This window comes from Erwinia sp. MYb416 (assembly GCF_037479575.1).
Taxonomy (GTDB): domain Bacteria; phylum Pseudomonadota; class Gammaproteobacteria; order Enterobacterales; family Enterobacteriaceae; genus Erwinia; species Erwinia rhapontici.
In genome coordinates, this window is record NZ_JBBGYT010000438.1 from 1,086,378 (window position 1) to 1,110,424 (window position 24,047).

A 24,047-nucleotide genomic window follows, 5' to 3' on the forward strand; every position below is an offset into this window, starting at 1 on the left:
GGTCATGACCCGCCCCTACGCAACACCCACTGACCTGCGCATTCTCCAGGGGCGAGGCATGCCTCGCCCGCGTCCCGTAATGCAACCCCCACTGACCTGCGCATTCTCCAGGGGTGAGGCATGCCTCGCCCGCGTCCCGTAATGCAACACCCACTGACCTGCGCATTCTCCAGGGGTGAGGCATGCCTCGCCCGCGTCCCGTAATGCAACACCCACTGACCTGCGCATTCTGTAGGGGTGAGGCATGCCTCGCCCGCGTCCCGTAATGCAACACCCACTGAACTGCACATTCTGTAGGGGCGAGGCATGCCTCGCCCAATGTCCCGCGTCAGCAACATTGACGTTCCGGAAAATTCCTGACTTAATTCCCCCTCCAGGGGGAGCCAGGCAACTGGCTGAGAAATCGTAAAAGATTCAGCGCGATGACCCTTAACACCTGATCCGGATAATGCCGGCGAAGGGATGGGGCCTCTTACCTCTCTTTTGCCGGTAGTCTGCTTATAAGGACTACCTGATGACCACTCGTTTTACTGACACACTCCGTACCCTGAGCCAGCCCATCTGGACACAGGCCGTCACGCATCGCTTTGTTCGCGAGCTCTATGATGGCAGCGTGGATCGCCAGGTGATGAGCACTTACCTCACCCAGGATCACCGTTTTCTCGACAGCTTCCTCACCTTAGTCGGATCGGCCATTGCCAGTGCCGACAGCCCCGCAGCCCGCCTGCGCTTTGGTCGCTGCGCCGGGGTTGTCTCCGGTGAAGAGAACACCTATTTTCTGCGCGCATTTGAGGCGCTGGACGTCAGCGCGGCGCAGCGCGACGCCGAACCGGACACTTCTCCCACTGCGGGATTCAAGGCGATCATGCTGGAGGCCGCTGCCACGCGCTCCTATGCGGTGATCCTGACCGTGCTCAATGTCGCCGAGTGGCTGTACCTCGACTGGGCGTCACAGGCCCCACTGCCATTGCCTGCCAGTTTTGTTCACGCCGAGTGGATTATGTTGCACGATAACCCCGATTTCCGCGAATTTGTCGCCTTTTTACGTCAGGAGCTCGACCGTGTTGGCCCGGCACAGCAGGCGCAGTGTGAGGATTTCTTCCTGCGCGCCGTGACGCTGGAAAAGGCTTTCTTTGATGCGGCTTATCAATAAACAGATCTGATTATTCGCAGTGGCCGACCTTTTCGGGTCGGCCTTTTTGCCGGAGTGATAATGCCGTTGTGCAGGTTGATGAGACGACGCTTAATCGCTCTTTAACGCGGCGGTGACGTGGCCGATGGCGCGTAGCACATCGTCGGAACTGTCGCGTATATCAGCGATGACGCCGCCGGCTTCCTGCGCCAGCTCCACGCCGCGATCGGCACGTTGCAGGTTTGAGGTAATGCCTTTCTGCGCTTTGCTCGCCAGCAGGTGATTTTGCTGCACCATCTGTTCGATTTCGGTGGTGGCGCGGTTGATGTTTTGCGCCAGCGTGCGCACTTCGTTGGCCACCACCGCGAAGCTGCGACCCTGCGTGCCTGCGCGGGCGGCTTCCACCGCCGCATTGAGGGCCAGCAGGTTGGTCTGATCGGCAATGCGACGAATACTGGTCACGATCTGGCCGATATTGTCTGAGGAATCCCCGAGCCCGGTGATATCGCCAGAGATCCCGTGCAGTTCACCTGCCAGTTCATTCATGGTCTGCACGCTGTTGGCAATCACACTGGCACCGCGTTTTGTGCTTTCGCTGGTTTGCAGCGCCGTTTGATAAGCCTGTTGGGCTGCATCACGCTCTAGCTGGTTTTTCTCAACCTGGGCGGTGACATCGGTGGCAAACTTCACCACTTTATACAGCTCACCACTGTCGTCGAACACCGGGTTATAGGTCGCGCGCAGCCAGAGGGTAGACCCTTGCTTGTTGACGCGCTGAAACTGGCCGGAAATAAACTCACCACGGTTGAGCTTCTGCCAGAACAGTGTGTATTCCGGGCTGCTGCGCAATGTTGCGGAACAGAACTGGCTGTGATGCGCACCGATAATTTCACTGGCGCGATATCCCATGGTTTTAAGAAAGTTATCGTTAGCTTTCAGCACTTCGCCTTTAAGGTTAAAGGCAATCACCGCCATTGAGCGCTCGATAGCATTGGTCATTGCCCGTTGCTCCTGGGCATCCATAATGCGCGACGTGATGTCGGTAGCGAGCTTAATAATTTTGAACACGCGCCCGTTACGATCCCGCACCGGTACATAGTTGGCTTCGAGCCACACCGGACGGCCGTTTTGCGCCACGCGCAGAAATTTGTCGCTGAAACTTTCCCCGCGATTCAGCCGCATCCAGAAGTCCTGATACTGGCGCGATGCCAACAGGTCCGGCGTGCAGAACAGACTGTGATGTTGACCGACTACCTCATTCAGTTGGTAGCCCATTTTCTCAAGAAACAGGCTATTAGCCGTGATGATGGTGCCATCGGTCATGAATTCGATCATGGCGATAGAGTCTTTCAACGAGTCAAGCGTGGCAGAAGAATGGGTGCGTTTCTGCCACGCAAGGCGTGACGTGATACCTGATGCAATAGTGGAAAACATGGTGGACCTTATTATTAGAGTTAGCTGTCCACAGGGTTATCGGCGGGAGGGGATAAACATTCAATCTTTGTTAATTTGCTCAGTGCCCTTTTCGGTCTGTCATGCTTCCATCACCCCTCTGTCATTAAACTTTCATCGCACAGGTGGTTAATAGGGCGCACAGCGGATAACGCGCAACCTGATAATGGACAACACATGGCACAGGCATTGTTAAAAATTGCCCCCCAGCAGCAGGCGATCCCCCACGCGGAGCATCGTGCAAAAGTGCTGGCAGTGAATGGACTCGGAAAATCATACGGCACACAGACGCGCGTCTTGCAGGACATTAACTTTGACCTGCATGCCGGTGAGCTGGTGGCGGTGATTGGTCGCAGCGGCGCAGGAAAATCAACGCTGCTGCATGTGCTGAATGGCACCCTCCCGGCCAGCGAAGGCGCCATCCTTCACTTCAATGATCATGGCAAGCAACAGAACATTGTTGAGCTGAATACCCGGCAGATGCGCCAGTGGCGCAGCGAGTGCGGCATGATCTTCCAGGATTTCTGCCTGGTGCCACGGCTGGATGTGCTGACCAATGTCCTGCTGGGCCGTCTGAGCCAGACCTCGACGCTGAAATCCTTCTTTAAAATCTTCCCCGATGCCGATCGTGCCCGCGCCATCGGCCTGCTGGAGTGGCTGAACATGCTGCCTCAGGCCTTGCAGCGGGCGGAAAATCTCTCCGGTGGACAGATGCAGCGTGTGGCGATCTGCCGTGCGCTGATGCAGAACCCGAAAATTTTGCTGGCCGATGAGCCGGTTGCTTCGCTCGACCCGAAAAACACCCGTCGCATTATGGATGTGCTGCGTCAGGTGAGTGAAAACGGCATCAGCGTGATGGTGAACCTGCACTCGGTGGAGCTGGTGAAAGAATATTGTACGCGTGCCATTGGCGTTGCTAAGGGCCGCATTGTGTTTGACGGCCATCCGTCAGAACTGACCGATGATCTTTTGCATGTGTTGTATGGCGACGAAAACTCTGAACTTAACGATGCCCATCACGGCTGACGGTCACACCGCAGGCATGACGGGTAATAACACTTTTATGGGACACGGAACTCAGCAATGAAAAAAATGATTCTCGCAGCAGTAATCGGTAGTGTGATGGCAGCTAACGTCTCTGCCGCTGACGCACCGAAAGAACTGAATTTAGGTATCCTCGGCGGCCAGAATGCCACGCAGCAGATTGGTGATAACCAGTGCGTGAAAGATTTCTTCGATAAAGAGCTGAACGTTGATACCAAACTGCGTAATTCGTCTGACTATTCTGGTGTGATCCAGGGCCTGATCGGCGGCAAAGTGGATATGGTGCTGAGCATGTCACCGTCATCGTATGCCTCGGTCTACATCAATGACCCGAAAGCTGTCGATGTGGTTGGCATTGTGGTGGATGACGCCGATAAATCACGCGGCTATCACTCTGTTGTCGTTGTGAAAGCGGACAGTCCGTACAAAACACTGGCCGACCTGAAAGGCAAATCATTTGGTATGGCCGACCCGGATTCCACTTCCGGCTTCCTGATCCCGAACGAAAGCTTCAAGAAAGAGTTTGGCGGTTCGGTGGATGACAAATACAAAGGCCACTTCTCCAGCGTGACCTTCTCCGGTGGCCACGAGCAGGATGTACTGGGCGTGCTGAACGGTCAGTTCGAAGGCGCAGTGACCTGGGCCTCGATGATCGGCGATTACAACACCGGTTACACCAGCGGTGCATTCACCCGAATGATCCGTGCCGGTAACCCGGACCTGATGAAGAAAATTCGTATCATCTGGCAGTCACCGCTGATCCCGAACGGTCCGGTGCTGGTGAGCAACAAGCTGCCTGCTGATTTCAAAGCGAAGCTGGTCACGGCTATCAAAAAGCTGGATACCGAACATCACAGCTGCTTCGTCAAAGCCGTGGGTGGCGCCCAGCATATCGGCCCGGCTACCGTGGCTGATTATCAGGCGATCATCGATATGAAACGTGCGCTGACCAAAGCCCGTTAATCACCCGTTCTCTTCTCCGCTGATAAGGGTCGACTGCCGTCGACCCTTCACTCAGGTATCCGCATGACACATCCCGATTTTGAACGCTATTACCAGCAGATCCGCGGTAAGCAGAAGCGCGACACGCTGCTGTGGTCCCTGACGCTGCTGGTGCTGTACCTCGCCTCCGGCCAGATGGCGGAATTTAATCTGCACACCATATGGGTGTCGTTGCCGCACTTTTTCGATTACCTCGCGGAAACCGTGCCCACGATGAGCGCCTCACGCTTGTTTGCCGACAGCCATACGGAAGGCTCACTGGCTTACTGGGGCTATCGTCTGCCTATTCAGCTGCCGCTGATTTGGGAAACACTGCAACTGGCGCTGGCCGCGACCCTGGCATCGGTGATGGTGGCGGGCGTATTGGCCTTTTTCGCTGCCAGCAACACCCAAACACCGCGCAGCGTGAGTTTCGCCATTCGTACCTGTGTGGCTTTCCTACGTACCATGCCGGAACTGGCGTGGGCAGTGATGTTTGTGATGGCGTTTGGTATTGGCGTGATCCCGGGCTTTCTGGCACTGGCGCTGCACACCATTGGCAGCCTGACCAAACTGTTCTATGAAGCGATTGAAAGTGCGTCAGATAAACCGGTGCGCGGCCTGGCATCCTGCGGGGCATCGTCGTTGCAGCGTATGCGTTTCGCGCTCTGGCCGCAGGTCAAACCGGTGTTTCTCTCGTATGGTTTTATGCGTTTTGAGGTCAATTTCCGTCAGTCCACGATCCTCGGACTGGTGGGGGCGGGGGGCATCGGCCAGGAGCTGATGACCAACATCAAACTGGACCGTTATGACCAGGTCAGTATGACGCTGATACTGATTATCGTGGTGGTCTCACTGCTGGATATGGTGTCCGGACGGGTGCGTCAGCGTGTTGTGGAAGGAAACCGCTCATGATGGGATTAATCGGCAGTGACAAGCTGGAAGGCATGAAGCAGCAGCATCAGGCGCTGTTTGCCATTCAGCGCAGCTACCTGAGGCGCATCGGGCTGATTGCGGCAGCCATCCTGCTTTACTACGTGTTTTTCTTCACCCAGTTTGGCATCAGCTGGCAGCAGCTCACCATCGGCCTGGGCCAGCTGGCGCACTATTTTATGCGTATGTTTGTCTGGCATGATGTTGCGAACTGGCCATTTGCCTACTATTTCAGCCAGATTTTTATCACGCTGGCGATTGTCTTCGCCGGTACGATCACCGCCACACTGCTGGCCTTACCGCTGTCATTTCTTGCAGCACGCAACGTGATGGCCACGCCTGTGCTGCGTCCGGTGGCGCTGGTGGTTCGTCGCCTGCTGGATATCCTGCGCGGAATTGATATGGCAATCTGGGGGCTGATTTTCGTGCGTGCTGTCGGCATGGGGCCGCTGGCAGGGGTGCTGGCGATTATCATGCAGGACGTCGGGCTGCTGGGGAAACTCTATGCCGAAGGGCATGAAGCCGTGGAACGTTCACCAGGACGCGGGTTAAATGCGGTGGGGGCCAACAGCCTGCAAAAACACCGTTACGGTATTTTCACCCAGTCATTCCCGGCGTTTCTGGCGCTGAGTCTGTATCAGATTGAGTCGAATACCCGTTCGGCGGCCGTGCTGGGCTTTGTCGGCGCTGGCGGTATCGGCCTGGTGTATGCCGAAAATATGCGCCTGTGGAACTGGGATGTGGTGATGTTTATTACCCTGATCATGGTCGTGATCGTAATGATCATGGACCATCTCTCGGCGAAACTACGCAAACGCTATATCAGCGGGCAACCCGTGCCGCTGTTTACGCCAGAAAAATAGCAGCAGGGGGCTCTCGATTTGTCGGGGCGGGGGCGTGCCCCGCCCCGGGTCAGACATGTCTGACCCCTACGATACAGCGTTCCACCACAGCTTATTCAGCGTGTAATAGCGGGCATCAGGATCGGGTTGCTTCTCCCATGCATATGCGGCTGCACTTCGGCATGCCAGCGTTTAATGCGGGTAATCACCGCGTCAGCACGTGCCAGCGTGGCATTCTGTGCTCAGTTGCACACCAGGGGATGCTGGGGGGAAAGATGTGGCTGACGGCGGGGATAGCCGGTCGCCGCCGCCCTGGGGACCCGGGCTTTGCGGCAGGCGCTGCGTCCGCTGCGTGGATACCTTCGCAAGCATCGTTCACCGACGGAGCAGTCGTGACGGCACATCCCTGTGCCGGCTCTCCCTCTCACCGCCGTCCTGGCGGTTCGTCCTGGTTCACTGCGCTTACTCAGCGCTGCTGAATGCCGCCTAAACGTTAAAATCCAGATCCAAAATCCTGATTCAAATCAATCCGCAGAGGCTGTCACAAGGTGGGGGGGGGTAATACCCACAGCGAGCAGACGTTCTGCGGGGATGGGGCCAGTTTGAGGTAAGCCGGACGTCACGCGGCAGGGACGCCGCGTGCCGAGGCCCGCATGGATGCGTCTTTTGCCGATCCGGCGTGCTCAAACTGGCCTCAGACCTGAAACCGAATGATCAGCCATTCATTTTTGTGGGAATACCTCAGGGCATAGCGGGGTAATTGTGAGTTGTACCGATTTAAATGGGCTGTAGAGATTAGCGCTCAGGGCGCAGATAACGCAGCGTGGCATCCACCACTAACCGGCGGTTACGCGCCAGGCTCTGCTGTTCGGTTTCATTGCCGCCAAACAGCGTATGGAAGGTGTAATGGTTGCCGACGTTGTGGAAGCTGATGCTGCTGATCAGGCGGTGAACGTCCACGGTGGTGACATGCGGATCAAACTCACCGCTCTGTTTTCCGCGTATCAGTACCGCATCCAGTACATCCAGCGCGCTTTGGTTCAGCGTTTTGATCGTCTCTGACTGGCGAATATAGCGGCCACGCATCAGGTTCTCACTGCAGATCAGGCGCATAAAATCGGGATGCGAAATGTGATAATCGAAGCTGGCTTCCGCCAGGCGGGCAATGGCCATGCCTGGTGACATCTCGGCCAGATTCAGGCCGGTCTCATGCTGGCGGATCTCGCGATACACCAGGTGCAGAACCTCGATATACAGCTGCTCTTTATTGGTGAAGTGATACACCACCATTCGCTTGGTGGTCTGCGCATCCTCGGCAATCTGCTCCATACGTGCACCCTGTAAGCCGAATTCAGCAAAGGTGGTGAGGGCGCTGGCGAGGATGCGTTTCTTTAACCCTTCCGGATCGTTTTTACGTTTGACGGGGGCTGGCATAGTGAATCTATATCCATCATTTTCAGTGGAAACCGCCGCCAGAGTAGCGCCTGAGGCGCTGATTTACAAATAGTGCCTCGCAAAATCGCCGTCAGCAAATAGCCAGATAAACCGGTCTGCGATAAAATAATTGTTCACATATTGTGACCATGAAGGGATGTCTGTATACTTTGCAACCATGATAACGAAGAGGGATCTATGCGTGTTATCTCAAGACGACCGTTTATCGAGGCTGCCCGCTGCTATCCGAACGCAGCACTCTCGCTTGATGATATCTGGAGGGTACTGAACTCAAGGGATTACATTACACCTGAGCAGTTGAAAGCCCAGTTTGCCTCACTGGACAGATTCAAGTATCGGCGTAAATGGTGGGTCATCAATGCCGCGGGGAACCACCTGCGCATCATTACCTATATCAAGTTTGAGACACAAAATGTATTTATTAAGCATATTGTTACGCACGATGAATACGACAGGTTAACGGACTACTATCGGAGGCACCCGGAATGAGGGTTGCAGAAAAAAAATTTCATACCGCACTCAGTGCCAGTGCTGCACTGATTCATGCGATTCCTTTCCTTGGTCGTCAAGCAACCACACATGACTATGAAGAGGCACTGGTGCTGGTGGAGTACCTGATCGATCACGATGATGAAAATCCACTGATCGATATTCTGGCGAAGAAAATTTCCGCCTGGGAAAATGTTGCACCGGCATTCGCGGATTTTAATGCGCGTATTGATGCAACACCGCGCGAACTGGCAGTACTGCGGGTTTTAATGGATCAGCATGGCCTGAACCAGAGCAGCTTCCAACAGGAGATTGGCAGCCGCTCGCTGGTGAGTATGATCATGAGTGGCCAGCGGGCCTTAACGCTGGAACATATGAGAGCGCTGGCGAAACGGTTCAGCATTCCGCTTGCCACTTTTATCGAATAATAGCGGGCTGACTACACTGTTGAAAACCACGGATGCATGCGCTCGGTGACGCTGGTGTGATGCTCTTTAATGCGGGTTTTCAGCTGTGCCTCCGTGGGAAGCGGGCGGCCGCGTAATACCGCCTCAGCAGTGGCACCAAAGGTGATAATCCCCCGGGTGGCGATGTCGGCGGCGGCAACATATCCCGCCAGTGCATCCTGCTCGCCGCTGCTTTCTTCCGCCTTCTGGCGGCAACTCACCAGTAATCCTTCCAGCGCCCGGTACAGTTCACGCGCTTCACCCAGCACCGGGATCTTACCGCTGGAATCATTCAATACCTGCTCAAGCCGGGTAAACACCGCGGCATTATCGCCCGCGCAGAACAGGGTCTCCAGCGTTTGCTGCCAGTGGTGCCAGGTGCGGACAAACAGCGCATTCTGCACCAGCGGCAGGCTGGCATGCTGCCAGCGAAAGTGCTCACTCAGATGGCTGACACGCTGCTGCAGCTCACAAAACTGGGCTTCATTCACCAGCGCGGCAGGAACCACTGGGTTAAGCGCAGCAATAAAAGCGGCCACTTCATCTTCGGTTTCTGGGGTGATCAGCGGCAAAATTTTTCGCTGTTGCAGGAGCTTAAGCTGGCTGAGGTCATAAAACGCTGCACTGACCCGTTCTCCGGCCAGTAATGCACGATTAATGGTATGAATTACCTCTGCTGACTGCACCCGGGAACGTTGTTCCAGCAGGGCGCTGTGCAGTTGGCCGTAGGCAGGGGATGGGCTGAGTTCAGTATTCATCGGGCGCCTCACGGTGATGAGAATCCGGCCCGTAGCCGGGCAGTGCCACAGAGTATGGCAGAATCTCAGCCACCCATCAGGCCGGGCGGGCTTTCTCGCGCCGCCACTGCGTAGGGGAGCAGTGAAAATGTTGCTGAAATACCTTGGCAAACTGCATCTGACTGGTGTAACCCAATGAATAGGCTATTACTTTTATTGGCAGGCTGGGGTCAGAGAGCAGCGAAGTGGCCACCTCCATCCGCAGCAACAACAGATACTGTTTCGGACCATAGCCGAACTGCTGCTGAAACAGGCGGCTGAGATAGCTGCGGTCAATATTGCAGTGGTCTGCCACCTCGCCAATCGCGAGATTACGGTGATAGTGGCGTTCAATAAACTGAATGGCACTGTCCAGGTGTTTATTTCCGCAACGGGTTTCCTCACCGTCCTCGTGGTGCGCGTTGGCGATTAATGCATCAAGAAACAGGCAGGTTAACCCGGCGATACGCAGCGAATGTACCGGGTCCTGCGCCACCAGTTGTTGCAAATAGGGGTAGGCAGGGCAGGGAGAAAGCGTCTCTTTTGGCCGATACAATGGCATGTCACGGCGTAACCCGCATTTTTCCAGGCTTCTCAACGCAATCAATCCATCCAGTTCCACCCACATATATTCCCATGGCCGCTGTTTATCGGCGGTGTAGGTGGTGATCTCATGCGGATGGATAAGAAACGCCTCCCCCTGACGCACGGGCCAGCGCCGATCGCCGCTAAACAGCGTCCCGCCGCCGCGTATCACATAATGTAAAAGATAGTGCTGGCGCACTGCGGGGCCATAGCTGTGCTGGCTGGCGCAGACTTCATGCCCGTACTGATAAATGTTTAGACCGAACTGGGCAATGTCATCGGGGTGAATATCTTTCTGCATGGCATCTTCCTTTTATTTTTCAGCTTATTACAGCAGTTAATCGTCAGCTGGTTGCGTGAAATAAACCCGGATTGTGACATTGCACCGTTATTTTGCTCGTCGGGGACGGTAATTAGCGAGCCAGATCACAGTTCGATTTGGCGGTCGTTTTTCACCATATCAATGTCAAAAAATTACATAGGCAGCCGTGCGCCTGCTGCCTAAAGTGAGTGCAACTTCACCTCATGGATTCAAAAGGGCACAACAATGAAAATTACGTTTCTCGGGGCAGGCAGTACGGTATTTGCGAAGAATGTACTGGGGGATATTCTGGCAACGCCCGCGTTGCAGCAGGTGGATATCGCCCTGTATGACATTGACGCTGAACGGCTTAATGACTCCTGGCTGATGCTGAATAATCTCAATGCCAATCTGTGCCAGGGCAAAGCTCGCATTGAGAAATACGCCGGCGTGGAGCAGCGCCGCCCTGCGTTGCAGGGGGCCAGCTATGTGATTAACGCCATCCAGGTCGGCGGCTACGATCCCTGCACCATTACTGATTTTGAGATCGCAAAAAAGTACGGACTGCGCCAGACCATTGCCGATACTCTCGGTATTGGCGGGATTTTCCGTGCATTACGCACCATTCCGGTGATGCTGGATTTCGCCCGTGATATGGAAGCGGTGTGCCCGGATGCCTGGCTACTGAACTACACCAACCCGATGGCGTCGCTGACCGGTGCCATGCTGCAACACACGGGGATTAAAACCGTTGGCCTGTGCCACAGCGTGCAGGTTTGTGCTGAGACACTGCTGAAGTCCGTTGATATGTCGATGGACGGTGTGAAATGGCAGATTGCCGGTATCAACCATATGGCGTGGTTGCTCAATATTACCCGTGATGGCGAAGACATTTACCCGGAGATCAAACGCCGCGCGTTGGCCCTGACGGATAAACATGACGATATGGTGCGTCACGAAATCATGCGCGTCTTTGGCTATTACGTCACCGAGTCCTCCGAACATAATGCGGAATATATGCCGTACTGGATCAAGCGCAACTATCCCGAGCTGATTGAGCGTTTTAATATTCCGCTGGATGAATATCCGCGTCGCTGTATTGAGCAGATCGACCGCTGGCATCAGCAGCGCGATAAGCTGACGCAAAACGAGAACCTCAGCCATACGCGCAGCCACGAGTACGCGTCGTGGATGATTGAAGCGATGGAAACCGATGTGCCGTATAAGATTGGCGGCAACGTTCTGAATCACGGGCTGATCACCAACCTGCCGTCCCAGGCCTGCGTAGAGGTGCCGTGTCTGGTGGATGGTCAGGGTGTGACGCCATGTTATGTCGGCGACCTGCCGCCACAGCTGGCGGCGCTTAACCGCACCAATATTAATACCCAGCTGCTGACCATTGAGGCCGCGATCAGCCATAAAAAAGAGCATATCTACCATGCTGCGCTGCTTGACCCGCACACTTCTGCTGAACTGTCGATTGATGACACGGTGAAGCTGTGCGACGAACTGATCGCCGCTCACGGTGACTGGTTACCCACTTACCGTTAATCCCTGAAACGGGTACAGCGCTTTGGCTCGTGGCGGCCACTTATGGCCGCCATTTACGATGACACTGGCAGGGATTAATCACGATGACAGTTTCGGTAAAAACAAAAATCAGCTACGGGCTGGGGGCATTCGGTAAGGATTTTGCCATCGGCATTATCTATATGTATCTGATGTACTACTACACCGATGTGGTTGGGGTATCGGTCAGTATGGTGGCCTCACTGTTCCTGGTGGCACGCATTCTTGATGCCTTCTTTGACCCGGTGATGGGCTGGATTGTTGAGCGCACCCGCACCCGCTGGGGCAAGTTTAAACCCTGGATATTGATTGGTACGCTGAGCAATTCGGTGGTGCTGGTCTCCGTTTTCTGTGCGCATAACTTCGAGGGCGGTGCGCTGATTGCGTGGATTTGGGCGACCTACCTGCTGTGGGGTTTTACCTATACCCTGATGGACGTGCCGTTCTGGTCGCTGGTGCCCTGCATTACCCTCGACAAACGGGAACGTGAAGCGCTGATCCCGTGGCCGCGTTTCTTCGCCAGTCTGGCGGGTTACACCACCGGGGTGATCGGTCTGCCGCTGGTGAACTACCTGGGTGACGGCAACAAAGGGCAGGGGTTTATGCTGTTCTCGCTGATCCTGGTGGTGTTCTTTATCCTCTCTGCGATCATCACGCTGCGTAATATCGAAGAGAAATACTCTTCCTCTGCTGTGCCGAATGCGCCAGAGCAGACCACCATTAAAGCCGTACTCAGTATGATTTTCCGCAACCGCCCCTTGTTTGCGCTGCTGCTGATGGCGCTGGCCTGGAATCTGGCACATAACGTGATCACTGCGTTTGCCATCTACTACTTCACCTATGTGGTGGGCCGGGCAGAGCTGTTCCCGTGGTACATGATGTATGCCGGGATCGCCAACCTGATCGCCATCCTCTGCTTCCCGAAACTGGTGGCGCGCTTCTCACGGCGGGCGATCTGGATTAGCGCCTCGGTGCTGCCGGTGATGAGCTGCCTGCTGCTGCTGGTGGTGGGCATGTATGCGCCACAGAGCGCGACGCTGATTTCACTGTCCGGGATTCTGGTCAACATTGGCGGGGCGTTCTTCTGGGTGATGCTGGTGATTATGGTCGCGGATACCGTGGACTACGGCGACTACGCGCTGGGCGTTCGCATTGAAAGTATCGCCTTCTCGGTGCAGACCATGGTGGTGAAAGCCGGTGCCGCGTTTGCCGGGCTGCTGATTGGTGTGATGCTGGGTGTGGTGGGGTATGTGCCAGGCGCGCAGCAGTCAGCCAGCACCATCATGGGGATGCAGGGGATTATGATTGGTCTGCCGCTGGTGTTCTTTGTTCTCACGCTGTGGATCTACCTGCGTCACTACAAGCTGGATGGCGAAATCCTGCATGAAATGCAGCGGGCCTTACAGCATAAATATGGCGAAGGGCAGGGGGTGATGACGGCGCAGGTCAGGCCGCTGGAGAGTGACGCTGAGGGCAGATATGCATCTGAGACGTTGAATCCGGGTCACCTCAAACCGTAGTGGACGTGCACGATGGTCCAGGTCAACGTCAAGGGCGTTTCGCTTTCCCGCTGCGCGGGCTGAGCGACCAAAGGGCGGCAGTCGCCCCGCCCTTTGGAATCCGGGCTTGCGGCAGGCGCATCGCCCGCTTTCAGCGGGTGCCTTCGCAAGCGTCGTTCACCGACGGAGCGGTCGTGACGGCACATCCCTGTGCCGGCTCTCCCTCTTACCGCCGTCCTGGCGGTTCGTCCTGGTTCACTGTGCTTCCTCAGCGCTGCTGAATGCCGCCTCAACGTCAAAACCCAGGTCAACACCCAAACCAATACCCAAACCAATACCCAAACCAATACACAAAGAGCGTCATGCTGTTGCGATTTTAAAATCCACAGCGAGCAACGGTTCTGCGGGGATGGGGCCAGTTTGAGGTAAGCCGGACGTCACGCGACAGGACGTCGCGTGCCGAGGCCCGCAGGGAGGCGGATTTTGCCGATCCGGCGTGCTCAAACTGGCCTCAGACCTGAAGCCAGACTGTCAGCCACGAAAATGACTAATGAGGGGAATTGTAACTACAGATTGCCAATTGTAATGTTATAAAGTAACAGTTATCATCCGCAGCGCGGGCGTCAGCCTGCGTTGTTCCCTTTCTCTGGATAAAGGATTGATAACGGATGCACAAATTTTTACGCTCGCCGCTGCTGGCCCTGATGCTGGTGGCCGTTGCCGCCCCGGCCAGCGCAGCCCCTGAGCGGGTCGCCGCGCTGGTCGCCCCCTTCGAAATCAAAGGCACTGACCCGACGCTGTCTGGCGATATTTTCCTGAAAATGTCGATTGTCGAAACCCTCGTCAACGCGGATAGCGCCGGGCAGCCGCTGCCTGGCCTGGCGACCAGCTGGACGGTGTCTGACGATGGTCTGCAGTGGCGCTTTACCCTGCGTCCTGGCGTGAAATTCCATGATGGCAGTCCGCTGACTGCTGAGAGTGTGGTGAATGCGCTGGAAGTCTCACGCAGTAAACCCGGCCTGCTGGATAAAGCTCCGGTCACCGCCATCCGCGCCGAAGCAGGGCAGGTAGTGATTGCGCTCAGCCAGCCGTTTACGCCGCTGCTCAGTATGCTGGCGGAAAACCGTGCTCAGATCCTGGCGCCTGCTTCTTACGATGCCGCGCACAAAGTCGTGCAGATTATCGGTAGCGGCCCGTACCGGATGACCTCCTTGCAGGCACCGCAGAAGCTGACCGTGACCCGTTTCCACGACTACTGGGGCAAAGCCCCTGCCATTGAGCAGGCCAGCTACATGGCCGTGGGTCGCGCGGAAACCCGTGCCCTGCTGGCTGAAAGTGGCAATGCCGATATGGTGCTGAATCTCGATCCTGCCAGCCGCAGCCGTCTGAAAAACAACCGCAACGTGCAGTTGCTGTCAGTCTCGATCCCGCGCAGCGTCCTGCTGAAAGTGAATGCCGGGCATCCGCTGCTGAATGATGTGCGTGTGCGCCAGGCGCTGAGCATGGCGCTCGATCGTCAGGGCATTGCACGCGCCATTCTGCGTTATCCGGCGGCAGCCGATCAGCTGTTTCCTCCTTCCGTGGCGCAGTGGCATAACGCCAGCCTGACGCCTCTGGCGAATCAGCCGCAACAGGCCCAGGCGCTGCTGGCGGAGCTTGGCTGGAAACCGGGAGCAGACGGCGTGCTGCAACGTAACGGCAAGCCGTTCTCCCTGACGCTGACCACCTATCCTGACCGCCCGGAGCTGCCACTGATCGCGGCGGCCATCCAGCAGCAGCTGCGTGAAGTCGGCGTGCAGGTGGCGATCAACTCGACCAACTCCGGGGAAATTGCCGCGAAGCATCATGACGGCACGCTGGAGCTGGCGCTGGTGGCACGTAACTTTGCGCTGACGCCAGATCCACTGGGTACGCTGTTGCAGGATTATCCACCTCAGGGCGGAGAGTGGGGGGCAATGAACTGGAGCAACGCCACGTTCAATCAGACCCTGGCCGACCTGGTGCAGGGCCGCGACCCGGCGAAAAGCCAGGCAGAACGTCAGCAGTTAACGCGCATTCTGCAAACCGATCTGCCCACCATTCCGGTGGCCTGGTATCAGCAGACCGCTGCCGTGTCTAAACGTTTGAGTGGTGCCACCCTTGACCCGTTTGAGCGCACCTTCGGACTGGAAAAAATGAGGTGGGCTGAATGATACGCATGCTGGGCTACCGCTTGTTGCAGGCCGGGCTGGTGGCGCTGCTGGTCGGCGGCCTGACCTTTGTGCTGATGCGCTCGCTGCCGGGGGATATTGCCTACCGTATTGCGGCGGGGCGTTACGGTTATGACCGCGTTGATGCGGCGGCGGCCAGCGCGGTTCAGCAAGAACTGGGGCTGGATCGCCCGGCCTGGCAGGCGCTGGCTGACTGGTTTGTGCAACTGCTGCACTTCAATCCCGGCAACTCGCTGGTGTCCGGTGCGCCGGTGATGGAAGAGATAGGTCATCAGCTGGGGCAGACCCTGCTGCTGGCGGCCGTGGCGCTGCTACTGTCACTGCTGCTCGGCCCGCCGCTCGGCATTCTGGCCGGGTTGTCCCCCGGAGGGAAGCTGGATCGCGCGCTGCTGGCGATCTCCACCACGCTGCGTGCGCTGCCGCACTTTGTGCTCGGGCTGATTCTGGTGGTGATCTTTGCGCTCAACCTGGGCCTGCTACCTGCGGCCGGCTATGGCGATGTGCAGCATGTGCTGCTGCCTGCCCTGACGCTGGCCCTCGGGTTGGCTGCGGTGTCCAGCCGGGTGGCGCGCAACGCCATGCGCCAGGTGACTGACTCGGCCTGGTATCAGTTTGGCCGCACCAAAGGGCTGAAAGAGGGCACGCTGTTCTGGCGGCACGGTCTGCGCAACGTCAGCGTGCCGCTGGTGACGTACCTCAGCGTTCAGTTTATCTACCTGATTGAAGGCGTGATCGTGGTGGAGACGCTGTTCGCCTGGCCGGGCATTGGTCATGCACTGGTGCATGCGATTTTTGCCCGCGATGTGCCGATGATTCAGGGTACGGCACTGGTTATGGGGCTGATGTTTGTGCTGCTCAACGCACTCAGTGACGGGCTGTGTTACTGGCTCGATCCGCGAAGGAAAAATGCATGATGATGACGATAGTGCGCCGCAGTTCGCTGGCGCAACGGACCGGGGCAGCACTGTTACTGCTGTTGGTGGTGTTTGCTTTTGTGCTGCCGCTGCTGTGGCCGCAGGACCCGGTGCGGCAGAAGTTGATGCTGGCACTGCAATGGCCTGACCTCAGTGCCCCCTTCGGTTATGACCATCTGGGGCGCTCCCTGTTTGCCCGTCTGACAGCGGCGATCCGTCTGTCGCTGGGGCTGGCCTTTGTCAGCGTGCTGAGTGCGATGATCCCCGGCATTCTACTGGGCGTGCTGGCAGCCTGGCGCGGGGGTGTGGTGGATCGTGGCGTCTCACTGCTGGCCGATGCGTTTCTGGCGTTGCCCGGCCTGCTGCTGGTGCTGCTGCTCACCGCGTTGGTGCCTGACTCGGCCGTGATGCTGTATGTCGGGATTTCCCTGCTGCTGTGGGTGGAGTATTTCCGTATCAGTCGTGCCATTGCACGCCCGCTGCTGAGCTCACCCGCCGTGCAGGCATCGCGTCTGCTGGGTCTGAGTCCGTGGCTGATTTTCCGCCGTCATTTGTGGCCGGAGATGGCACCCGTGGTGCTGACCGTAGCGGCCTTTGGGGCAGCCAGCGCGATTATGGCGATTGCTGCATTAGGCTTTGTCAGCGTTGGCGTTCGCCCACCGACCCCGGAGCTGGGGCTGATGATGACCGAGCTGCTGCCGTATTATGAAGAAGCGCCGTATGCGCTGTTGCAGCCCGTGGTGGTGGTGTTTTTACTGGTGTTAAGCCTGCTGTTGCTGGCAGGCAGGGAGAAAGCATGATCCTGATGGATATTGAACAGGCGGCCGTTAGCGGCGGCGATTTACCGGTGCAGCCGCTGTCGTTTACGCTGCGTGCCGGGCAGCCATTTACGCTGTTAGGGGAAACCGGATCGGGTAAAAGCCTGCTGGCGCAGGCGGTGATCGGCACGCTGCCCGCCGGACTGAAGGCCAGCGGCACGCTGCATGTTGATGGTCAGGTGCTGCCGCTGGCTTCTCGTCCGGCGCGTGCCTTCTGGGGGCATCGGCTGGGCATTCTGCCGCAGGAGCCGTGGCTGGCGCTGGACCCGACCATGCGTGCAGGCGAGCAGGTGGCCGAGAGCTACCGCTTTCTGCGTGGCATGAAAGCGCAACCGGCCCGCGAGGCCGCCCTGCGCGATCTGGATGCGCTGGGCGTGGCCGCCGCAGCTGACCGCCTGCCGCAGGCACTGTCCGGCGGGATGGCCCAGCGCGTGGCCTTTGCCGCGGCGCGGGCCGGTGGGGCGAACATTATTGTCGCCGATGAACCGACCAAAGGACTGGATGTGGCGCGGCGCGATGAAGTGATCGCCTTGCTGTTGCAGGAAGTGCGCGCAGGCGGCGGGTTGCTGACCATCACCCATGATATCGAACTGGCCCGCCAGATCGGCGGTGAAGTGGCGGTGATGCTGCGCGGTGAAATCATCGAGCGCGGCAGTGCAGAGCAGGTACTGACGCAGCCGCAGCATCCTTATACCCAGGCGTTGCTGGCTGCCGATCCGGCTCGCTGGGCCGCACGTTTACCTGCTGCACACGCGCGTGACGTGGTGCTGGAAGCCCATAACCTCAGTATCACGCGCGGAGGCCGTCAGTTGTTCAGCGACCAGTCGCTGCGCGTCCATGCCGGGGAGGTGATTGGCATTACTGGCCCCAGCGGCTGCGGTAAGAGCAGCTTCGGCGATATCCTGCTCGGGCTGCTGGCCGCTGACAGTGGAGACGTGGTGCGTGACCGCCAGTTAGCCGCGGTGAAATACCAGAAGATTTTCCAGGATCCGCCGTCTGCTTTTGCGCCGCGTGTCACGCTGCGTCAGGCATTGAGTGATGTGGTGAAACGTCATCGCCTGGACGGCGCACGCATTGCGCCTCTGATGGAACGACTGAAGCTGCGTCCGCTGCTGCTGGACCGTTATCCCGGTGAGATTTCCGGCGGTGAGCTGCAGCGTTTTGCCCTGCTGCGCGTGCTGTTGCTCGACCCGGTGTTTCTGTTTGCCGATGAACCCACCTCGCGGCTGGATCTGCTGACCCAGCAACAGACCATTGAGCTGTTAGTCGAGGTCGCCGCAGAGCAGAACTGCGCGCTGCTGGTGGTCAGCCACGATGAAGCGCTGATTGATCATATCAGCCATCGGCGCATTCGTTTTGGGGAGGAGGGGATCCGTAGTGGAGGGTAACACCGCCACGGCATGGGTCACCTGTAATATTGAACGGCCCCATCGTAAACATTCATGTCAGGTCTTGATTGTGAGGGGCTGATGCTGGCTAATGTAGACTCAAAAATCTGTTTAAAAAGGATTTAGTGATGAGCATGATTGAACAATTAACCGTTAAGTACCCGGGCGCGATCGCATGGGCATTTGGGGACACGCCAGAAATGGCAGATGAACTGGCTGAACTGGTAATTAAAGGGAAAAAAACGGCATCGTGTGGATCGCTTTCGTCGTTTAAAAACGAAGAGGGATCACCCACCATTGGTGGTTACAGCATCATCCTTAACGGCAGAGACGAACCGGTATGCGTCATCAGGACTATTTCGCTGCGTATCGTTCGCTTCTGCGATGTCGCTGAAGATCTTGCAAAGAAGGAGGGCGAAGGGGATCTCAGCCTGAAATACTGGAGGACAGAGCATAAAGCATTTTTCTCAAGAGAGGGCACATACCAGGAGGATATGGAGCTGGTTGCAGAAGAATTCGAGCAGGTTGAGGTCCTGTAGCAGGCGATTGTTGTGCCCGTCGCGTGCGCAACGTCTGTTATTACCGTCTTATTATTTTCCGGTAAACCGCAGGCGTGACGCCAGTCAGCCGGCTGAAAACACGCCGCATCACGTCCGGCCCGGAAAAGCCGCATTCTGCGGCCAGTTTTTTCGCGGGCAGCATTTCTCTCTCGATCAGAAGCCGCGCTTTTGATACCCGTTCATTTTTCTGTGGACGAGTGGTTATTGCGCTTTGACACGATAGATATCAGGCCGGGTTATCGCCCATGCATAATTCGGTTTATTGACAGGCTCATAACCGAACTTTTCATACAGCCAGGGCGCGGTGGTGGTGAATAGCGTGATCCTGCGGAGCCGGACAAAAACCGGGTGACTGTGGATGGATTGCATCAGCCATTTTGCCAGCCCCTGGCCCTGATGTTCTTCCAGCACGTAGACGTCGCACAGGTAGGCAAAGGTGGCGTAATCCGTAATAAGGCGGGCAAACCCCACCTGCACCCCATGGTGATAAAGGCCAAAGTTAAGGCTGTGACGGATCGCGTTCGTCACGGTATCTTTATTGATTCCGGCAGCCCACGTTGATCGGGTCAGATACTGGTGTATTGCCACCGTGTCTAACTTTTCGCTGTCGGTGCTGATCAGGTAAGCGTTGCTGTGCCACTCATGTATCGCGTTTTCACCCATTTTTTGCCTGTTTATCCTGTGACAGTTTGCGTGATTTCAACCTTATCATGGGGCGGAAGGGCCAGGGGGAAAATTCAGGAGGTGAGGGCGGGGGAGTAAAGGGAAGCTGGCTGATCCTGATAATTAGTGTTTGAGTTACTACTGGCAAGATCTGCAATCGGTTAAGGCATTTGCCGGAGAAAGTTATCACGTCGCGGTGACTTACCCAGATGACGAAGAATTTGAACTACTTTCCGATCCCTACGTTTTCCAGCATGTCGTGGAAAACATTGTGCCGCTTTAGCTTCTTTTCCCGGGCAACCTGTCGGTTACCCGGATTTTGTATAATATCCATACTTATTCCACGCGCTAAGGTCTGCTCCTGGCACTGAGCGAGCTGACGCAAGTAGAGGAAGGTCAGCTGTGAGCGAAATATAGTCATTCGCACCCTGAGAATTACACTATTAAGTGATTCAGGGTATGCGCTTGCTGGTTACGAATATTGAGCGAGAATCACGTGATGATCGCCGCTTTTCTTTCGAGCCAGTAGGTGCTCCACGTTCGCTAACGAATACTCAGGGCATGCAGATAAACTGCTGGCTATATTTCTTTCGAAGAGCGTGGAATGCATACCAATCCCCGATAAAAAGGAGTTGGTGATGACTGTGACTAATCAATTTGCTGCGCACGTTGGTCTGGACTGGGCGGATAAAAAACACGATGTCTGTGTTCAGTTTAAAAACGGTGAACGCGTATTCCATGTGATTGAACATACAGCAGAAGCGCTTGATGCCTGGCTTACTGAGTTACACCAGAAAGTAAAAGGCAGAATCGCCATAGCTCTCGAGCTGAAGAAGGGCCCCGTGGTATATGCTCTTCAAAAATATCCCTTTATCACCGTTTTCCCCGTCCACGCTTTGTCCCTGGCTCGTTACCGGCAAGCCTTCTCGCCCAGCGGCGCTAAAGATGACCCGCAGGATGCAGAGCTGGCATTAGAGTTAATGCTGCGTTATCCCCAAAAGATAAAAGCTATTGAACCCGACAATGCGGATATTCGCTTACTTCAGCAACTGGTTGAGCAACGTCGTCAACTGGTTGAAGACAAACGCCGCTTTGTGAATCGGCTCATCAACACGCTTAAACAGTATTATCCTCAGCCACTGGAGTGGTTCTCACATCGGGGTAGCTTACTGTTGTGTGAGTTGATTATCCGGTGGCCCAGTCTGCAACAACTGAAACGAGCCAGGCGCTACACGACCCGAAATTTTCTGAATGCCAGAGGTGGCCGCGCAATGGCCCTTACCGAGCAACGTGTTGCGAGTATTGATAATGCGATCCCATTGACGACAGACCCGAGTGTTATAGAGGCTAATGCTTTGATGGCAACAGCACTGGCGACACAAATTAAAGTCGTGAGTGAAATCATCAAAACCTATGACGAACGAATCGAAACGCTGTTTGACACATTGCCAGATGCGGGGCTGTTCAAATCACTTCCGGGCATGGGGCCGTGTATGGGCCCACGGATGCTTGCTGCACTTGGTGATAACCGTGACCGGTTTAACAGCGCTGAAGAAATTCAAAACTATGCAGGTATTGCACCGGTGACCGAACGAAGTGGCCAGAAATCATGGGTTCACTGGCGATGGCAATGTGCCAGGTTCGTCAGGCAGACCTTTGTCGAATGGGCTGCGAAGACGATTAACTCATCATACTGGGCCAGACTTTATTATCAGGGACTGCGAGAAAAAGGAAAATCTCACCAGTCTGCAATCCGGGCTCTTGCCTTCAAATGGATAAGGATCATTTACCGCTGCTGGAAGACCAGAACCCAGTACGATGAAGCGAAGTATTTGCTGGCTCTCGAAGCGCGACACTCGCCCTTACTGAAGCCATAAAAAGCTTGTCGAATGTCTCAGGGCGTGAAGCGGTCTTTGAATATTTAAAAGTAAAAGCCTGTAATGTCTAACCCTTAGAATCCTCATTGCAGCAAACCTGTAGAGGAAAGTATTTCAGATAGGGTTAATGCAGCTCTAGCCGGTTTGAAGCCGTCATTAAGGTGATTGCTTAGCCAGAGGTTAAAAAAAGGTCGTGTTTTACGAGCAATGACAAGACACAGGTACAACTTTAAAGTGCTCCACGACCAACAAGTTACATTAATTTAAAAATCTATTGTCATTCTTAACGGATATAGCAGTTAATCTAAATGGCTGTTTTATTTGCCTGATACAATGCTAATAAGGTCGAAAAGGGTTCTTTTCTCATTTTGACATGCAACTCATGGCAAAAATTATGGTGTCGACTTCCACCATTTTTTGAAAGTCTGATCTTGATCGCTCAGGTCTACAGCTTCGCCTATTTCTGGAGTCAACAATTTCCAGGTCCGCTGCCTGCTGGTTTGCTGAATCCGGTTGAAAGGCTCATCCCAGTCGTGAGCAGCAATGCTAAAGCGCCCCACATGTGCTGGCATCAGCGCGCGCGCACCTAATTCATCGGCCGCCTGAGCCGCCTCTTCAGGAAACATATGGATGTTAGCCCATCGGTGGTCGTACTGGCCCATATCAAGAGCAACCAAGTCGAATCCATTAAACTTCTTCCCGATTTCACGGAAATGAGGGCCGTAGCCGCTGTCTCCGCTGAAATAAAGACGCCGTTCAGGACTTTCCAAGGCGAATGATACCCATAGCGTCTGGTTCCTCTTAAGCCATCTGCCCGAAAAATGCCGTGCTGGAAGAACAAAAATTTTAAGCCCATCAGCTATGCTTACTTCATCGTTCCAGTCAGCTTCATGTATGCGGCTTTCCTTATATCCCCAACGGACAAGATGCGCACCAACGCCAAGTCCGGTAACCACCTCGCTCACCTTAGTTCTGAGCGAGCGGATAGAGGCGTAGTCGAGATGGTCCCAGTGGTCGTGGGTTATCAGTAATACATCGATATCCGGCATATCCTGAGCGGTGTAAAGCATGCTCCCCTTGAACGCAGAATTGGTGTGCGGCACGGGACTGGCGTTTGTGCTGAAAACAGGATCAATCAGTATTCGCTTTCCATTTAACTGAATGTAAAACGACGAGTGGCCGAGCCAGATAACCAAATCCTGCTGTAGCGACAGCGATTTCAAATCAGTTTGCACAGAGGGTAGTGGTGTGGCGGGCTTTAGCCGGGGATTACGATCGAGAACGAAGGACAGCAAATTAGAGAAGAAACTGCTGTTGCCTGTATCAACCTGTGTTTCAACAAGATTCTGGAATTCACCGTGCTGATAATGAGGGGAGCGTTCAACCTCAAGCAAACGTAAGCCCATCGGTGCCGCTCCAAATTCAGCTCTGGCCAGCCAGGCATAAGCACTGGCGGCCATAATTACAGTGCTCAGAATGGCGATCAGCATGGCTATTTTCTTTTTTTTCATGTGATCTTAATTCCGGTTACTTAGAACCGGAGTTTCCCTGTGCTGGCCGTAAGGAAACCGGCGTCAGTTCTGCGCTTGCGATACTGTTGGAGTTCAGCATATAACCAACGAGCGCACCGCCTGAGTCGCTGCTCACAGGTAGTGAAGCGACTTTCAGCGCCCATACTTTGAAATGGTAGTGATGTACTCCATCTCCTGTCGGTGGGCAAGGGCCACCATAGCCCGGACCGCCAAAATCTGTGCGCCCCTGTATTGCACCATCAGGAAGGTTTTTACCATCGGCATTTCCGGCTCCACGTGAGAGCGCCTGAATATTTTTCGGGATATTTACTAACGTCCAGTGCCACCATCCGCTTCCTGTGGGCGCATCTGAATCAAACATAGTGATGGCAAAACTTTTGGTGCCCGCCGGCGCACCCGACCATGAGAGCTGAGGAGATATGTTTTTCCCCGTGCATCCTGAGCCATTCAGAACGTTAATATCGTTTACTTGTTCTCCCTGCTTTACGTCAGTACTGTGGAGCTGAAATGACTGCGCATGTAGTGAAGGTATGCATGACAGCAGTGACAAACCCAGAATGTATTTTTTCATATTTATTGTC

At 55.6% G+C, this 24,047-nt stretch carries 23 protein-coding genes, 1 pseudogene and 1 riboswitch; of the genes and pseudogenes, 16 read left to right on the forward strand and 8 right to left on the reverse strand.

What is annotated here, in order from left to right; genetic code table 11:
- The first annotated feature begins 366 nt into the window (after nt 1–366).
- Nucleotides 367–480, forward strand: a riboswitch (TPP riboswitch).
- A gap of 34 nt (nt 481–514) precedes the next feature.
- Complete coding sequence (locus tag WH277_RS14655; protein WP_167864406.1) at nt 515–1,153, forward strand: TenA family protein; 639 nt, start codon at nt 515–517, stop codon at nt 1,151–1,153.
- 90 nt (nt 1,154–1,243) lie between these two features.
- On the opposite strand, the gene WH277_RS14660 is transcribed toward WH277_RS14655, so the two are convergent.
- The gene (locus WH277_RS14660; protein ID WP_339505831.1) at nt 1,244–2,566 is read right to left on the reverse strand and encodes a methyl-accepting chemotaxis protein; all 1,323 of its coding nucleotides are present in this window, start codon (nt 2,564–2,566) and stop codon (nt 1,244–1,246) included.
- Nucleotides 2,567–2,761: 195 nt separating this feature from the next.
- On the opposite strand from WH277_RS14660, the gene phnC reads away from it, so the two are divergent.
- From phnC to phnE (WH277_RS14680), 4 genes are all read left to right on the forward strand, one after another.
- Nucleotides 2,762–3,610 carry a phosphonate ABC transporter ATP-binding protein gene (gene phnC / locus WH277_RS14665; RefSeq protein ID WP_133842965.1) on the forward strand — a complete coding sequence of 283 codons (849 nt, stop codon included), beginning with the start codon at nt 2,762–2,764 and terminating at the stop codon, nt 3,608–3,610.
- Nucleotides 3,611–3,667: 57 nt separating this feature from the next.
- Complete coding sequence (gene phnD / locus WH277_RS14670) at nt 3,668–4,591, forward strand: phosphonate ABC transporter substrate-binding protein (RefSeq protein ID WP_133842968.1); 924 nt, start codon at nt 3,668–3,670, stop codon at nt 4,589–4,591.
- Nucleotides 4,592–4,654: 63 nt separating this feature from the next.
- Nucleotides 4,655–5,524, forward strand: coding sequence for a phosphonate ABC transporter, permease protein PhnE (gene phnE, locus WH277_RS14675; RefSeq protein WP_339505832.1), 870 nt, complete (start codon nt 4,655–4,657; stop codon nt 5,522–5,524).
- Complete coding sequence (gene phnE, locus WH277_RS14680; protein ID WP_167864409.1) at nt 5,521–6,405, forward strand: phosphonate ABC transporter, permease protein PhnE; 885 nt, start codon at nt 5,521–5,523, stop codon at nt 6,403–6,405. Before phnE (WH277_RS14675) ends, phnE (WH277_RS14680) begins: the two co-directional genes overlap by 4 nt.
- Before the next feature lie 774 nt (nt 6,406–7,179).
- Here phnE (WH277_RS14680) and WH277_RS14685 read toward each other — a convergent pair.
- Nucleotides 7,180–7,818 (reverse strand): TetR/AcrR family transcriptional regulator, encoded by a 639-nt coding sequence (locus tag WH277_RS14685; RefSeq protein ID WP_167864410.1) that lies wholly within the window; start codon nt 7,816–7,818, stop codon nt 7,180–7,182.
- A 198-nt stretch (nt 7,819–8,016) separates the two neighbouring features.
- Between WH277_RS14685 and WH277_RS14690 the strand changes: the two genes are divergently transcribed.
- Together WH277_RS14690 and WH277_RS14695 are read left to right on the forward strand one after the other, a co-directional pair.
- Nucleotides 8,017–8,328, forward strand: coding sequence for a type II toxin-antitoxin system HigB family toxin (locus WH277_RS14690; protein ID WP_159337049.1), 312 nt, complete (start codon nt 8,017–8,019; stop codon nt 8,326–8,328).
- Nucleotides 8,325–8,756: a helix-turn-helix domain-containing protein gene (locus WH277_RS14695; RefSeq protein WP_167864411.1), complete on the forward strand. Its 432-nt coding sequence runs from the start codon at nt 8,325–8,327 to the stop codon at nt 8,754–8,756. Before WH277_RS14690 ends, WH277_RS14695 begins: the two co-directional genes overlap by 4 nt.
- A gap of 11 nt (nt 8,757–8,767) precedes the next feature.
- Here the strand turns inward: WH277_RS14695 and WH277_RS14700 are convergent, their stop codons facing one another.
- Together WH277_RS14700 and WH277_RS14705 are read right to left on the reverse strand one after the other, a co-directional pair.
- Nucleotides 8,768–9,532 carry a hypothetical protein gene (locus tag WH277_RS14700; protein WP_339505833.1) on the reverse strand — a complete coding sequence of 255 codons (765 nt, stop codon included), beginning with the start codon at nt 9,530–9,532 and terminating at the stop codon, nt 8,768–8,770.
- 76 nt (nt 9,533–9,608) lie between these two features.
- The gene (locus WH277_RS14705) at nt 9,609–10,436 is read right to left on the reverse strand and encodes an AraC family transcriptional regulator (protein WP_133842982.1); all 828 of its coding nucleotides are present in this window, start codon (nt 10,434–10,436) and stop codon (nt 9,609–9,611) included.
- Between the two features lie 246 nt (nt 10,437–10,682).
- On the opposite strand from WH277_RS14705, the gene WH277_RS14710 reads away from it, so the two are divergent.
- From WH277_RS14710 to WH277_RS14740, 7 genes are all read left to right on the forward strand, one after another.
- Entirely contained in the window at nt 10,683–11,987 is a 1,305-nt protein-coding gene (locus WH277_RS14710; protein ID WP_159337046.1) for an alpha-glucosidase/alpha-galactosidase, read from the forward strand.
- A gap of 83 nt (nt 11,988–12,070) precedes the next feature.
- The gene (gene melB / locus WH277_RS14715; protein ID WP_133842986.1) at nt 12,071–13,525 is read left to right on the forward strand and encodes a melibiose:sodium transporter MelB; all 1,455 of its coding nucleotides are present in this window, start codon (nt 12,071–12,073) and stop codon (nt 13,523–13,525) included.
- A 647-nt stretch (nt 13,526–14,172) separates the two neighbouring features.
- Complete coding sequence (locus tag WH277_RS14720; RefSeq protein ID WP_339505834.1) at nt 14,173–15,696, forward strand: ABC transporter substrate-binding protein; 1,524 nt, start codon at nt 14,173–14,175, stop codon at nt 15,694–15,696.
- Nucleotides 15,693–16,628, forward strand: coding sequence for an ABC transporter permease (locus WH277_RS14725; RefSeq protein WP_133842990.1), 936 nt, complete (start codon nt 15,693–15,695; stop codon nt 16,626–16,628). The genes WH277_RS14720 and WH277_RS14725 overlap by 4 nt, the downstream gene beginning before the upstream one ends.
- On the forward strand, nt 16,628–17,428 hold the full coding sequence (locus WH277_RS14730; protein ID WP_133843467.1) for an ABC transporter permease: 801 nt from the start codon (nt 16,628–16,630) through the stop codon (nt 17,426–17,428). The genes WH277_RS14725 and WH277_RS14730 overlap by 1 nt, the downstream gene beginning before the upstream one ends.
- Nucleotides 17,425–18,834 carry an ABC transporter ATP-binding protein gene (locus WH277_RS14735; RefSeq protein WP_339505835.1) on the forward strand — a complete coding sequence of 470 codons (1,410 nt, stop codon included), beginning with the start codon at nt 17,425–17,427 and terminating at the stop codon, nt 18,832–18,834. The genes WH277_RS14730 and WH277_RS14735 overlap by 4 nt, the downstream gene beginning before the upstream one ends.
- A gap of 128 nt (nt 18,835–18,962) precedes the next feature.
- Complete coding sequence (locus tag WH277_RS14740) at nt 18,963–19,373, forward strand: ASCH domain-containing protein (protein ID WP_339505836.1); 411 nt, start codon at nt 18,963–18,965, stop codon at nt 19,371–19,373.
- A 40-nt stretch (nt 19,374–19,413) separates the two neighbouring features.
- Here WH277_RS14740 and WH277_RS14745 read toward each other — a convergent pair whose 3' ends face one another.
- Together WH277_RS14745 and WH277_RS14750 are read right to left on the reverse strand one after the other, a co-directional pair.
- Nucleotides 19,414–19,599, reverse strand: a complete 186-nt coding sequence (locus tag WH277_RS14745) for a helix-turn-helix domain-containing protein (RefSeq protein WP_339506357.1) — start codon at nt 19,597–19,599, stop codon at nt 19,414–19,416.
- A complete protein-coding gene (locus tag WH277_RS14750; RefSeq protein ID WP_339505837.1) occupies nt 19,596–20,057 on the reverse strand; it encodes a GNAT family N-acetyltransferase in 462 nt (153 codons plus the stop codon). The genes WH277_RS14745 and WH277_RS14750 overlap by 4 nt, the downstream gene beginning before the upstream one ends.
- A gap of 130 nt (nt 20,058–20,187) precedes the next feature.
- Here WH277_RS14750 and WH277_RS14755 point away from each other — a divergent pair.
- Together WH277_RS14755 and WH277_RS14760 are read left to right on the forward strand one after the other, a co-directional pair.
- Nucleotides 20,188–20,340, forward strand: a pseudogene (locus WH277_RS14755) (hypothetical protein); the annotation flags it as partial.
- A 355-nt stretch (nt 20,341–20,695) separates the two neighbouring features.
- A complete protein-coding gene (locus tag WH277_RS14760) occupies nt 20,696–21,934 on the forward strand; it encodes an IS110 family transposase (RefSeq protein ID WP_339505838.1) in 1,239 nt (412 codons plus the stop codon).
- Between the two features lie 392 nt (nt 21,935–22,326).
- Here the strand turns inward: WH277_RS14760 and WH277_RS14765 are convergent, their stop codons facing one another.
- Both WH277_RS14765 and WH277_RS14770 read right to left on the reverse strand, forming a co-directional pair.
- Nucleotides 22,327–23,445, reverse strand: coding sequence for an MBL fold metallo-hydrolase (locus tag WH277_RS14765; RefSeq protein WP_339505839.1), 1,119 nt, complete (start codon nt 23,443–23,445; stop codon nt 22,327–22,329).
- A gap of 16 nt (nt 23,446–23,461) precedes the next feature.
- The gene (locus WH277_RS14770; protein WP_339505840.1) at nt 23,462–24,037 is read right to left on the reverse strand and encodes a YbhB/YbcL family Raf kinase inhibitor-like protein; all 576 of its coding nucleotides are present in this window, start codon (nt 24,035–24,037) and stop codon (nt 23,462–23,464) included.
- Nucleotides 24,038–24,047 lie beyond the last annotated feature (10 nt).